This window comes from Nonomuraea terrae, assembly GCF_004348995.1.
In the GTDB taxonomy this organism is placed as follows: domain Bacteria; phylum Actinomycetota; class Actinomycetes; order Streptosporangiales; family Streptosporangiaceae; genus Nonomuraea; species Nonomuraea terrae.
Genome location: NZ_SMKQ01000071.1, coordinates 1 through 12507, shown reverse-complemented (window position 1 = coordinate 12507; position 12507 = coordinate 1). Strand labels below are relative to the sequence as shown.

At 72.7% G+C, this 12507-nt stretch carries 8 protein-coding genes; 2 read left to right on the top strand and 6 right to left on the bottom strand.

Annotated features, from left to right (window positions below; genetic code table 11):
• Positions 1 to 7 precede the first annotated feature (7 nt).
• Positions 8 to 1798: an ATP-binding protein gene (locus E1286_RS22615; protein ID WP_132615439.1), complete on the bottom strand. Its 1791-nt coding sequence runs from the start codon at positions 1796 to 1798 to the stop codon at positions 8 to 10.
• Positions 1799 to 2176: 378 nt separating this feature from the next.
• Between E1286_RS22615 and E1286_RS22610 the strand changes: the two genes are divergently transcribed.
• Positions 2177 to 3508 carry a sensor histidine kinase gene (locus E1286_RS22610; RefSeq protein WP_165969857.1) on the top strand — a complete coding sequence of 444 codons (1332 nt, stop codon included), beginning with the start codon at positions 2177 to 2179 and terminating at the stop codon, positions 3506 to 3508.
• A gap of 4 nt (positions 3509 to 3512) precedes the next feature.
• Here the strand turns inward: E1286_RS22610 and E1286_RS22605 are convergent, their stop codons facing one another.
• The 5 genes from E1286_RS22605 to E1286_RS22585 form a co-directional block, all read right to left on the bottom strand.
• Entirely contained in the window at positions 3513 to 4565 is a 1053-nt protein-coding gene (locus E1286_RS22605; RefSeq protein ID WP_132615437.1) for a glycerophosphodiester phosphodiesterase family protein, read from the bottom strand.
• A 138-nt stretch (positions 4566 to 4703) separates the two neighbouring features.
• Complete coding sequence (locus E1286_RS22600) at positions 4704 to 6686, bottom strand: SpoIIE family protein phosphatase (RefSeq protein WP_132615436.1); 1983 nt, start codon at positions 6684 to 6686, stop codon at positions 4704 to 4706.
• A gap of 172 nt (positions 6687 to 6858) precedes the next feature.
• The gene (locus E1286_RS22595; protein ID WP_132615435.1) at positions 6859 to 7893 is read right to left on the bottom strand and encodes a cobalamin B12-binding domain-containing protein; all 1035 of its coding nucleotides are present in this window, start codon (positions 7891 to 7893) and stop codon (positions 6859 to 6861) included.
• Complete coding sequence (locus tag E1286_RS22590) at positions 7890 to 9455, bottom strand: PP2C family protein-serine/threonine phosphatase (protein WP_132615434.1); 1566 nt, start codon at positions 9453 to 9455, stop codon at positions 7890 to 7892. Before E1286_RS22590 ends, E1286_RS22595 begins: the two co-directional genes overlap by 4 nt.
• Before the next feature lie 55 nt (positions 9456 to 9510).
• A complete protein-coding gene (locus tag E1286_RS22585) occupies positions 9511 to 10659 on the bottom strand; it encodes an FAD-dependent oxidoreductase (protein WP_132615433.1) in 1149 nt (382 codons plus the stop codon).
• A gap of 217 nt (positions 10660 to 10876) precedes the next feature.
• Here E1286_RS22585 and E1286_RS22580 point away from each other — a divergent pair, with 217 nt between their 5' ends.
• Positions 10877 to 12292: an MFS transporter gene (locus E1286_RS22580; protein WP_132615432.1), complete on the top strand. Its 1416-nt coding sequence runs from the start codon at positions 10877 to 10879 to the stop codon at positions 12290 to 12292.
• The last annotated feature ends 215 nt before the right edge of the window (positions 12293 to 12507 follow it).

The following is a 12507-nucleotide window of genomic DNA, read 5'->3' as shown; positions in this document are numbered from 1 at the left end:
CTGGGGGTTAGAAGGGCGGGATGTCGTCTTCGACGCCGGGCAGGCCCTGGAACGGGTCGCCGCCCGTGGCCGTCGTGCGGGCGGACGGTCGCGCCGCGGCCTCGGAGGGCCGGGTCGCCCAGGCGGGGAACGGGAAGACCACCGCCAGCGGCACCGGGATCTCCGGCTGGGCGACGAACATGGTGCCCGGTTTGGCGATCGTGGCGCGTTCGCGGACGGCCGTAGGCAGCCAGCCGTACTCCGAGCGGGCGGCCTCGGCCGGGTCGAGGCGGCCGGCGACGCGGACGGCGCTGTTGGAGACGATGCGCCGCTCCACCTCCGAGGCGGTCTGCTGGGCGCCGATGAGGATGACGCCGAGCGAGCGGCCCCGCTCGGCGACGTCGAGCAGGATCTCCTTGATGGGGGAGTCGCCCTCGCGCGGGGCGTACTTGTTGAGCTCGTCCAGCACCACGAACAGCAGCGGCCGGGCGGTGCCGGAGGACTCCTTGCGGTGGAACTCGCCGCGCAGCACCACGCCGACCACGAACCGCTGCGCCCGCTCGGGCAGGTTGTGCAGGTCGACGATCGACACCTGCGCGTCGGACGTGCGCACCTGGTGGTTGCGGAAGAACGGCAGGTCGCCGCGGACGATCGGGGACAGCGGGCGCACGGCGCTGCGCAGCCGGCGCAGGAAGGCGTTGACCGTGCCGAGGGGCGTCTGCGCGCCCGTCCACTCGCGCCGGGCCTCCTCCTCCTGCAGCTCGTCGGACAGCAGCTCCACCAGGTCGCCGAACGTCCGGCAGGACGTGCCGCGCACCCTGACCGCGCCGCCGTCGCCCACCGGCTCGGCCCACGCCTTCAGCCGCGCGGCGACCTGGCCGACCAGCAGTGAGTAGCCGGCCCGCTCGTCGTCGGCGTCGGCGAAGACGAACCGCAGCAGCTCCTCCTCGCAGAACTCCACCAGCGTCCAGTAGAAGGCGCTGACCCCCTGCGTGCGGGAGGCGACGTGTGGCACGCCGTTGGGGTCGCCGGGGCGCGGTGGCGCGAACACGTGGACGCTGCCGAACGCCTTGGCGGGCAGCCCCAGCCGGCCGTAGACGTCTCTGGCCCGCTCGTCCAGCCGGAGGTTGTCGTGGTCGAGGAAGAGCAGGTCCTCGCCCTTGACGGAGAAGATCAGCGCCTTGGTGTTGGCCGCCTCGCCCGCCAGCACCCCCGAGTGGAAGATCGAGAACAGCAGGAACGTGGCGAAGGAGGTCTTCGTGGCCACGCCGGAGACGCCGGAGATCGACACGTGGGCGCCGCGGGTGCCGTCGAGGAAGTCGAAGTTCACGTAGAGCGGCTGTCCGTCGCGGCCCATCCCGAGGGGGATGCGGCGGTCCATCACGTCGAAGTAGAGCGCCTGGTCGCGGTCGTCCGAGCCGGCGAGGTAGACCTTGGCGCCGGGCAGCGGCGGCACGAACACCTCCGGCTCGACCCGCGTCACCCGCACCTCGGCGACCTCGACCACGGCCGCCGGCAGCGCGCCGTCGGCGATCAGGAAGACGTCGGAGTCGTACGCGGCGCCCTCGTGGCGTGCCTCCACGGTCGTCACCACCCCCGCCACCAGCACGGGGCCGTAGCCGGGCACGTCGCGTCTGGTCACCACCACGTCGTCGAGCTGGACGACCTTGCCCGGCTCCAGACCGACCCAGAACGACAGCGGCGAGGCCGCCTGGGTGCCGAGCACCCGCCCGACCGCCTCACCGGCCCGCCTGCCCGTCGGAGGGCCCGCCGCCTGATGATCCGCCGCCTGATGATCTGCCGCCCCGTTGACCGTCACTCATCCCTCCGCCCTCACAAAACCCGTCCTAAGGGAGAGTAGTGGGACCTGGGGGTGCGCCTGCGGCTCATCCGGTCACGCGTCCCGAGCGGGGCCGGTGGCGGACTTTGTCCTTTGCTCATCTCGACCCTTCCTTGGCCAAGGAATGGTCATGCGTCTCTAGTGGTTCGGGGATATAAGTCCTTATTGCACCTTTATGGGGCCCATGTCCCTTATACGCACCTTATGGTGTGTTACCTCCGAGGGGTGCCGAGGACGCCGAACGGGGAAGACGGGGAGGAACCCGGATTGTCACCACTGCCACGGCCACGCTCCATCCGGGCGCGGTACACGGTAGTAGCGGCCGTGTTCTCAATGGTCATTCTGACGCTGCTCGGCGTGACACTCGATCTCACGATCCGCTACAAGGTCCAGGCCGACTCCTTCGACCAGGCCGAACGGGTGGCCAGCCAGTGGAGCGCGGCGGCACGCAACGGCATCGTCCCGCACCGCATGCCCGCCTACCCTCCGGTCGATCTCGTCCAGATCGTCGACTCTCACATGCGGGTCGTCGACTCCAGCAAGGCCGCGTCCGACACCGTGCCGCTCAGCACGCTGCGCCCCCCGCCCGACGACCGGTTCCAGCGGCGCATCGAGTGCGGCGAGGATCACCACTGCGTGATGCTGATGGCCATCCGGCTGACCCCCGAGGCGGACGCGGGTGTGGTGCTCGCCGGGCTGCCGGAGCCGTCCGTCCTGTCCACGCACCGCCTGGAGCACATCATCGCCGGCGGGATCCTGCTGCTGGTGTCCGTGGCGGCGTGGACCACGTGGGCGCTGGTCGGGCGTACGCTGCGGCCCGTCGAGGCCATCCGGGCGCGGATCTCCGAGATCACCGTGAGCGACCTGAGCCTGCGGGTGCCCGTCCCTCCCGGCAGGGACGAGCTCGCGCAGCTCAGCATCACCGCCAACCAGACCCTCGCCCGCCTGGAGAGCGCCGTACGGCAGCAGCGCGAGTTCGCCTCCACGACCTCCCACGAGCTGCGCTCGCCGCTCGCCGGGCTGCGCACGCAGCTGGAGGAGGCGCTGACGTACCCCGACGAGGTCGATCCCCGCGAGACGATCCGCACCGCGCTGACGGCCGCCGACCGGCTGGAGGCGATCGTCAACGACCTGCTGGTCCTCGCCCGGCTGCGGGTCACCGACGCGCCGCCCGAGCCGATAGACCTCGGTGATCTCGTCTCCGCCGAGGTCAAGCTCCAGCCGCACCGCCTGCCGATGAACGTCCGCGCCACCACCGGCCTGATGATCCGCGGCTCGCGGATGCAGCTCATCCGTGTCCTGGACAACCTGATGGTCAACGCGCAGCGGCACGCGGAGTCGTCCGTCGAGATCACCGTCGAGCAGGACGGGGACCAGGCCGTCGTCGCGGTCGCCGACGACGGCCCCGGGGTCGCCCCGGCCAACCGTGAGCGCATCTTCGAGCGGTTCGTCCGGCTCGACGACTCCCGCCGCCGTGATCCCGGCGGCAGCGGGCTGGGCCTGGCCATCTCCCGCGACATCGCCCGCGCCCACCACGGCACCCTGCGCGTGGAGGACTCCCCGAAGGGCGCCCGGTTCGTCTTGCGCCTGCCGCTCGGGGACCGGCCGGACGGATCCGTGCACCTCCACCCCGCGCGGGGCGCGCTCGCCCCCGCCCGCAAGGCGGACGGAGGCACGATCGGGGACTGACCCGTCAGCCCTTGCCGTGCGGCCGGTACGCCTTCGGCAGCGTGAAACCGCGCTCGGCCATGACCTTCCGCAGCAGGTCAGGGTAGTTCGTGATGACGCCGTCCACGCCGGCGTCGATCATCGCGTTCATCGTGGCCTCGTCGTCGGCGGTCCACGGGATGACCTTGAGGCCCAGGCGGTGCGCCTCGTCCACGAGTTCCTTGGTCACGTACGGCCGGTACTCCGGGTCGCCGGGACCGCTGCCCTCGGGGGAGCCGGGCAGCGGGGAGAAGGCGCCGGCGCCGAACGACTTGACGGCCTTCAGCGGGTCGCCGCCGAAGTCGTCCAGGTCGATCCCGCCGAGCCACACCTCCATGCCGGGCGCCCCCTGGTAGTCGGGGTTGGTCAGCGCCACCAGCGGCAGCCGCGGCTCGACCTCGCGCATCCGCATCAGGGCGCCCCAGTCGAAGCTCTGGATGGTGACCTGCCGCAGCATCCCCGCCGCGCGGATCTCCTTCGCCGTCACCTGGACGAACTGCTCACGCGGCGCGGTCTCCTGCGGCGCGCCCGCCTCGACCTTGGTCTCGACGTTCAGCTTCACCTGGTGGGCGCGATAGCGCTTGACCAGGTCGAAGACCTCGCGCAGCAGCGGCATCCGCGCGCCGGGCGCGGCCTGCTGACCGGGGAACTCCGGCAGCGGCCGCGAGCCGCAGTCGAGGGTCCTGATCTGCCGGAGGTTCAGCGTTTTGACGAGCTTGCCCGCGTACGGGTACTCCGGGTCGCCGGCGAAGGCCGGGCCGGTGTCCTGGCACTTGCGGCCGTCGATCCGCCGGTCGTGGGTGACGACCGCCTGGCCGTCCTCGGTGATCTGGATGTCCAGCTCGAGGGTGTTCACGCCGAGTTCGAGTGCCTTGGCGAACGCCGGCAGCGTCGACTCCACCGTCAACCCGATCCCGCCGCGGTGGGCCTGGAGGTCGAGCGTGCGCTTCGGAGCGCCGCCGGCCCAGGCCATCCCCGGGGCCGCCGCCACCACGCCGCCCAGCGCCGCGACCACCGCGACCTTCCACCATGTACGCATATGTCCACCCTTGTCGGCACCCTTGTCGGCACCCTTGTTGGCACCCTCTGTCGGTTCCTGGTCAATCCAGCAGAGTGAACTAGTGGGACGAACGGTACATATCAGGCAGTTGATCGCTGGGGGAAGCATGCGTGAGTTTCAGGGCGCGGGCAGCCGTACGGCGATCATGGCGATGTCGTCCTTCCTGGACAGCGGCATCCGGACGAGCAGCTCGTCGCAGAAGTCGCCGACGGGCGCGCGGGCCAGGGCGGCGGCGTGGCGGCGCAGCCGGTCGAGACCCCTGGCGAGGTTCTCGCCGGGCACCTCCACCAGGCCGTCGGTGTAGAGCAGCAGGGTGCCGCCCGGCGGCAGCTCCGCGACCGCGCTGGTACGGGGCTGGTCGTAGCCGATGCCGAGCAGCGGATTGAGCGCGCCCCTCAGGAAACGCGCCGTGCCGTCGCCGGTGACCAGCAGCGGCGGCGGATGCCCGGCCACCGAGTACTCCAGCTGCCACGCGCCGTCGTCGGTCTCCAGCCTGGCCAGGATGCACGTCGCGGTGCCGTCGGAGTACAGGGACTCGGTGGCGATGTTGAGGCGGCGCAGGATGTCGCCGGGCGGCTCGCGGCGGTCCATGGCGAGCCCTCTGAGCATGTTGCGCAGCTGGCTCATGGTCACCGCCGCCGCCAGGTCGTGCCCGACGACGTCGCCGATGGTGAGGATGGCCGCGCCGTCGGGCAGCACGAAGGAGTCGTACCAGTCGCCGCCGATCTCCACCGCCGTGGCGCTCGCCCGGTAACGGGCGGTGATCTCCAGCCCCGGCACGTCGGGGGGATCGGGCAGCAGGCAGTCCTGCAGGGCGAGCGCCACCCGCTGCGTCCGCTGGAAGCGCATGGCGTTGCTCAGGTGGGCGTGCGCGTGGTCGAGCATCCGCCGCAGCAGCTCGACGTCCGCCTCGCTGATCGGCTCCTTGTCGCCGCAGATCACCGCGTCCAGCACGGCCGCCACGGCGCCGTCCACGATCACCGGGACCAGCGCGACGCTGTTGGCCCCGACCCGCTTGAACCACTCCTCCGCGCCGGGCGGCGCCAGATCGGGCGGCGGCTCGCCCTGGGGGAAGACCCGGTGCACCGGACGGCGGGTCATGACCGCCTCCACGAACCCGCAGTGCGGCGGGAAGAACACCGTCCCCGGCTGCGGCTCCGGCCGGAGGTCCTTGCGCACGATGCTCACGAACCTCTCGGCGACCAGCGGCTCCTGCCGGGTTTCGAGGTCGGGCACCAGGTAGATCCCGCAGCCGTCCAGGACGGTGGGCACGATCACGTTGGTGAGCATGCGCAGCACCTCGTCCAGGCCGGCGATGTCCGCCGTCGCCGCGGCGGCCTGCTCCAGCAGCCTGCCGCGCCGGGCCTCCTGCCACTCCTGCTCGATGTCGGAGCAGGTGCCGACCCACTCGACCGGCGGATCACGCTCGTCCACGGGTACGGCGCGGCCGCGGACGTGCCGGTAGAGGCCGTCCACGGACCTCACCCGGAAGACGTGCTCCCATTGGCCGAGCCTCGCGGCCTGCCGCCACGACCTGCGGACCGCCGCACGGTCCCCGGGATGGACGGCCCGCAGCCAGCCGTCGCCGTGGTAGTCCTTCCAGCTCTGGCCGGTCACGTCCTCCCAGCACCGGCTGGGTTCGATCACCCGGCCGAGTGGCGCCATCACCCACACGATCTGCGCGTCGTCCTGGATGAGGCCCCGGTAGTGCTGCAGGAACCTGTGCCGTTCCGCGACGGAGTCGTCCGGCGCCGCGTTCTCCACCGCGACCACCAGCACGCCGTCGCCACCGGCGGCCAGCGACATCTTCGACAGATGGAGTGACAGCCGCCGCCGGCCCGCCGGGTCGAGGGCGACGTCTCTGAGCCACAGTGGCCTCCCGCCGTCCAGCACCTGGTCGAGCAGCGCGGCGTGCTCGCGGCGCAGCCGCCGCAGCAGCTCCTGGAGGGGCAGCCTGGGCAGGCCGGCCGCGCCCTGGAAGGCGACGTCGGCGTAGATCACCCGGTGGTCGCGGCCCCTGGTCACCGCCACCCCGACCGGGGCGGGCTCGTGGATGTCCGGGGCCGGTCCCGAGTCGCTGGTCTCCCGCTTCATCTCCATGCCACATGGCCTCTGCTGGGAAGCTCCCTTTTGGCCCATTAAAGGACGGTATGTCGCGTGTTATGTCGTCGCTATGGCGGGGGCCACTGCTTGGCGTGTTGTTGACGCCTCGATGGGACAAACGTGTCTGGCAGGCGATGTCCCGGCGGGGCGGCGGTAAAGCGGGCCGCGCTCACCGGGTCCCGGCGCGCAGCGCCGCCTGGGCGCGTTCCAGCATCTCGCGGGCCTGGGGGAGATCGGGCAGACGGCCGGCGATCGTCTGCAGGCCGGCCGACAAGGCGCCCGCAGGGACGCCGCGTGAGGTCAGCACGCCCGTCATCCAGCCGGTGAAGGACGTGAACAGGTCCGGGTCGGCGACGTAGAGCGCGGCCCGCAGGAACTCGACGATGTGCGCGACGTCCTCGGCGGTGCGGTTGCGCTGCTCGCTGGTGTAGCCGGCCATCTCGGGGACGCGCCGGGCCAGGTCGGCCATGACGTTCCGTACGAGGTCCGGCGCCCGCTCGGTGAGGACGGTGTACTCGTGCCCGGGCAGATGCGGCGGCCCGTCCTCCGGCCGGTGCGGCCGCAACCCCTGGGCCAGCAGATCGGCGGCGGCGCGGGCGTCGGGCGCCCAGGCGTCGGCCCCGAGCAGGCGGGCGTAGCGGCCGTCCGGGCCGAACGCGGCGCCCCCGGCCAGCACGGGCGCGCCGGTCGACTGGCACGCGGTGATCGCGGTGTGCGCGGCGGGCAGGCGGACGGCCAGCGAGCTTGACAGCGCCACCGCGTCGGGCGCGGCCCTGTGCAGGTGCGCGATCAGGTGCGGCGTCGGCACCTGCGCGCCCAGGTAGTCCACCCGCCACCCGCGCAACCGCAGCACCTCGGCCAGCAACCGCGCCGGGAACGCATGCCACTCCCCATCCACACAGGCCACCACGACCCGTCCCCGCCCCCCGGACGAGCCGATGTGCGTTCCAGCGGAAGGGTGGTGGGCCAGGATGGCGAGGACGCGGTCGTTGACGGCGGTCGCGGTGTGCTCCTGGGCGACCGTGATGCGGTTGGCGGCCCATTCGCGGCCGGCGCGCGCCTGCACGGGCGCGACGACGTCCAGCAGCACGCTCTCCATGGGCACGCCGGCGTCGAGCGCGGCCAGCACCACGTCGGCCGCCGTGTACTCGTCGCCGGCGATCGCCGCCGCCCACAACGCCTCGACGCGCTCCTCGATCCTCATGTCCGCTCCCCCCGGGGCGCGCTGATCGCGACGATCGCCATGTCGTCGTGCTCGCCGCCGCCCACCCACTGCGAGGCCAGCATCTGGACGCGTTCGGCCACGGCGTCGGCCGGCATCCCGGCGCAGTGGCGCAACTTCTCGCACAGCCGCTCCTCGCCGAAGAGCTCGTCGCCGCACGGGCCGCCCCTGGCCTCGATGATGCCGTCGCTGTAGAGCAGGCACGTCTCGCCGGGGTCGAGCAGCACCTCCTGCGTCGAGCTGGTGATCGAGTCGATCAGGCCGATCAGCGTGCCCGCCGCCTCGACGGCCTCCACCCGCCCGTCGTTGCGCAGGATCAGCGGCGCCGGATGCCCGGCGCTGGTGATCCGCAACGCGACCCGCGGACCGCTGGGCGCCACGGACGCCAGCACGAGCGTGACGAACCGCGTCGGGTTCTCCCGGGTGAGCAGCACGTCGTTCAGCCGCTCCAGCACCCGGTGGTGGTCGTCGGCCATCGGCAGCAGGGCGTGCAGGGTGTTGCGGATCTTCCCGGTGAGCACGGCGGCCTCCAGGCCCTTGCCGGCCACGTCGCCGAGCACCACCAGCGCCTCCCGCCCGGAGCCCGCGGCGGGGTGCACGTCGTAGAAGTCGCCGCCGACCAGCTCGGCCACCCCGGCCGGACGGTAGCGGGCCGCCACCTCGGCCCCGTTCACCCGCAGCTCGACGGGCGGCAGCAGCTCGGCCATCAAGGTCTCGGTGATGGCGGCCTGCTCGGTGTACAGGCGGGCGACGGAGATCGCCGCGCCCGCCCAGGCTGCGAACAGCCGCGCGAACACCGCCTCACGCGGCGCGAACCCCTGCTGCCGGCGTCGCCGCAGCAGCACCAGCGCGCCCGCCGGCAGCCCGTGCCCGGGCAGCGCCATGACCACGGCCGACCCGATCGCGCCGAACTCCTCGCGCAGCACCCAGCCGGGCGCCCGCGCCGGGTCGATCCAGCGCGCGGGCGCCGGCGGGAACGCCCGCAGAGCCCCGTCCAGCCCCGGCACCGTACGCACGTCGACGCCGAGGTCCTCGCGGACGATCCTGCCGCGCGGGTCGCAGGCGGTGACCCGGTGCCGCCGGCCCGCCATCGGCATGATCACCAGCGCCGCGTCGGCGAGGTGCCGCGCCGCCAGGCGCGCCGCGGCCTCCAGGCAGCGGTCGAGGTTCAGCGACGAGGTCAGCTCGCGGGAGGCCTCGACGAGGAACCCGGTCCACTCCCGTTCGGTCCGCAGCGCCTCGGCGGCCCGCCGGTGGCCGGTGACGTCGAGCAGCCACCACACGACCCGATCGGCGTCGGCGTGCAGCGGATGCGCCTCGAACACCCGATCGCCGACCGGCCCGTGCGCCGGCCCGGCCCCGGGCCTGGCGCGGCCGCTCGCGACGGCGCGGTGGGCCTGCGCCAGCCATGCCGGGGCGGCGCGCGCCAGCGGCACCCCGGGGGACGCGCCGGTGAGCAGTTCCTGGGCGGCGTCGTTCAGCCGCTCGACGACGCCCGCGGCGGTGACGTCGAGGATCGGGTACGGCGCGTCTTTGCCCACCACCCCGACCTACCCTGTCCCGAACCCCCGTTTCCCCTTTTACCGCTTTTTCCGGTGCTCAGAGCCGGTCGCTGACTCCGCGGATCAGCATCCCGAACGACCATGTCGCCAGGCGGTCCGGCAGGGCGGCGGCGGCGCGCAGCGCGGGTTCGCTCTGGAACAGGGTCCGCGGCCCGGCGGTCGCGACACCCCGGGTGGCCGCCTCGGAGGCCAGCGCCGCCTGCCACCTGCGGCTGCGCTCGTAGGCCCGCAGCGCCGGACCCGGATCCGACCGGGCGAGGCCGCGCAGCAGCGTGGCGACGTCCTCCAGCGCCTGGCCGGCGCCCTGCGCCAGGATCGGGGGCATCGCGTGCGCCGCGTCGCCGATCAGAGCGCACCGGCCGCGCCGCATCCTCAGCGGTGCGTGGTGCCGGCGGTGCGGGAAGAGTTCCAGGTCCTGCTCCGACAGCGCCGCCAGCAGGTCGGGGACGGGGGAGGCCCACGCCGCGTACCGGCTCCGGAGGGCGGTGAGCGCGCGGCCGGGTTGCCGGTGCTCGGCGCCTGGCCGTGAGCGCAGGTCGATGAGCCACTGCAGCAGGCCGTCGCCGGCCGGGCTCAGGCCGACCAGGCCCTGGCGGCCGATGAACAGCAGGCCGCGATGGCCGAGGTCGAAGGGCGCGCGGATCAGGCCCTGCCAGGTGGCCGCGCCGGTGGGGCGGGCGTGCGCGCCGTCGCCGGAGCCGAAGAGCGCCGTGCGCACCCGGGAGTTCACGCCGTCGGCGCCGATGAGCAGGTCGCCGGTGTGCTCCGCGCCGTCCTCGGTCTCGGCGCGTACGGACCGGCCGTCGTCGTGCAGGCGGGTGAGGGCGGCGCCGTACCGCACGGTGCCCTCCGGGAGCCCTTCGGCGAGCCGGGCCAGCAGCGACCGGCGGGGGACGACCAGCACCGGGGCGCCGAAACGGGCCTCCAGCCGGCCGGTGTCGACCACCATCAGCCGCCGCCCCCGCGCGCTGCTGACGTGCAGCGCCTCGATGCGCCGCCCCAGCCCGTCGAGCCGCACGCCGAGATCGGCCAGCACGGCCGTGCCGTTGCTCCAGAGTGTCAGCGCGCAGCCGCTGTCGCGCGGCGCCGGCGCCCGTTCGAGCACGGTGACCTCGTGCCCGGCGTCGAGTAAGCCCCGGGCCGCGGCCAGGCCCGCGATCCCGGCTCCTGCGATGAGAACACGCATCCGAATTCCTCTACTTCGAGTAGTACTACAACAAGTAGAGCATCTGGGGACTCCGGTTCGAGGCTCGCCCCTCCGTAATGTGCGCGTTATCACACCGTCACATTTGGCCCCTGGTGCATCCGGGTGTGATGTACGACACTCGCTCTAGAACTGTGTTTTAGAACACAGTTCTAGAAGTCTCATGCCGTCACGGGGATCACCACAGCGGAGGAGAAACATGGTCAAGGCCGTCAGCCGCGAACGCCGCAGACTCGGATCCCCACCCCCCGACGGCATCAGCCCCACCGATCCCAACCCCTTCGGGTGGGGACCCTTCATCGTGCTGTTCATCGTCGGCATGGTGGACCGCATCGAGGCCAACCTGATGTCCGGCGTGCTGCCCCTGGTGCAGGCCGAGTGGGGGTTCAGCGACACCGCGGCCGGATCCATCCCGACCGCCTCGGCCCTGGCGGCCGCCGCCGTCGCGCTCCCGGCCGGCTATCTCGCCGACCGCTACAGCCGTACCCGGATCATCGCGATCGTGGTGTTCTGCTGGGCCCTGGCCACCCTCGGCTCCGGCCTGGCCGCCGGGTTCGCCATCTTCTACCTGATGCGCGTGCTGCTGGCCGCGGCCGAGAACATCGACAACCCCGCCGTCGGCAGCCTGCTCGCCGACTTCTACCCCGCCGCGACCCGCATGCAGGTGTACGGCTGGACCCGCATGACCACCTACCTCGGCGGCGTCGGCACCCTGCTGGGCGGCGTCATCGGCCAGGCGTTCGGCTGGCGGGCGGCGTTCCTGCTGATGGCGATCCCGGGCGTGCTGACCGCCTTCCTGGTGTGGCGGCTGCGCGAGCCGGAACGCGGGGTGATCGACAGGATGATGGCCACCGCCGGGGCCGGGAAGCAGGAGCCGGCGCAGGCCCCGCCAGACGGCGGGATGGTGCCGCCGCAGCCCGGCCCGATCGACGCCGACCCCGCCCCGGAGCCCGGCACCGCCGTGAAGCCGCCCTTCTGGCCGCAGGTACGCGAGGTGCTCGCCATCCGCACCCTGATCATGGTGTCCCTCGGCGTGATGATCCTCACGCTCGGGCTCGGCGGGGTCTACTACTGGCTGCCGTCCCTCCTCGTCCGCACCTTCGGCCTGGGCGCCGGGGCGGCCAGCAGCCTCACCGGCGCGACCACCATCATCGCCGTGGTGACCGGCACCGTGGCCGGCGCCCGCATCGCCAAGCGCCTGCACGGCCGCGTCAAGGGCGGCCGCCTGCTGGTCGGCGGCACCGGCATCGCCGTCGGGTCGGCGCTGCTCGGCTGCGCCCTGCTCATGAACTCGCCGTACACCATGGTGCCCCTCGTGTTCCTGGCCGCGGCGATCTCGTCCACCGCGATCCCGACGTGCACGGCCTCCATCGCCGACGTGGTCGGCGCCAAGTCGCGCGGTGTCGGCTTCGCCGTCCTGCAGTTCCTGCTCACCCTCGGCGCCGCGTTCGGCCCGCTCATCGTCGGGATCTCCTCCGACGCCACCGGCTCGCTCATCACCGCCATGTACGTGCTGATCGTGCCCATGGTGCTCGGCGGTCTGGTGGTGCTGGCCTCCCGCGGCTTCTACGAGAAGGAGGCGGCCCGCGTGCTGCAACAGGCCCGCGACTCCTAGAACCAACGCCGTTCAGTTAAGGCCGGGGCATCGGTGTCAAGGGCTGCTGATCATGTTGATGCTGATGGTGGCTTTGTAGGTGGTCCGATCGATGGCGGGTCCGCGGGCGTTGTATTTGGAGATCGCGCGTTTGACGATGCGGTCTTTGGTGCGGACTCGCCGGGCGGGAAGGAGGTGGGCCAGCACGTGGCGGCCGATGGTGCCGATCAGATCGA

Bases quoted from the DNA above. Each gene is read 5' to 3' on its own strand.
- E1286_RS22580 (WP_132615432.1), top strand. From the start codon at position 10,877: ATGGTCAAGGCCGTCAGCCGCGAACGCCGCAGACTCGGATCCCCACCC.
- E1286_RS22605 (WP_132615437.1), bottom strand. From the start codon at position 4,565: ATGCGTACATGGTGGAAGGTCGCGGTGGTCGCGGCGCTGGGCGGCGTG.
- E1286_RS22585 (WP_132615433.1), bottom strand. From the start codon at position 10,659: ATGCGTGTTCTCATCGCAGGAGCCGGGATCGCGGGCCTGGCCGCGGCC.
- E1286_RS22600 (WP_132615436.1), bottom strand. From the start codon at position 6,686: ATGGAGATGAAGCGGGAGACCAGCGACTCGGGACCGGCCCCGGACATC.
- E1286_RS22595 (WP_132615435.1), bottom strand. From the start codon at position 7,893: ATGAGGATCGAGGAGCGCGTCGAGGCGTTGTGGGCGGCGGCGATCGCC.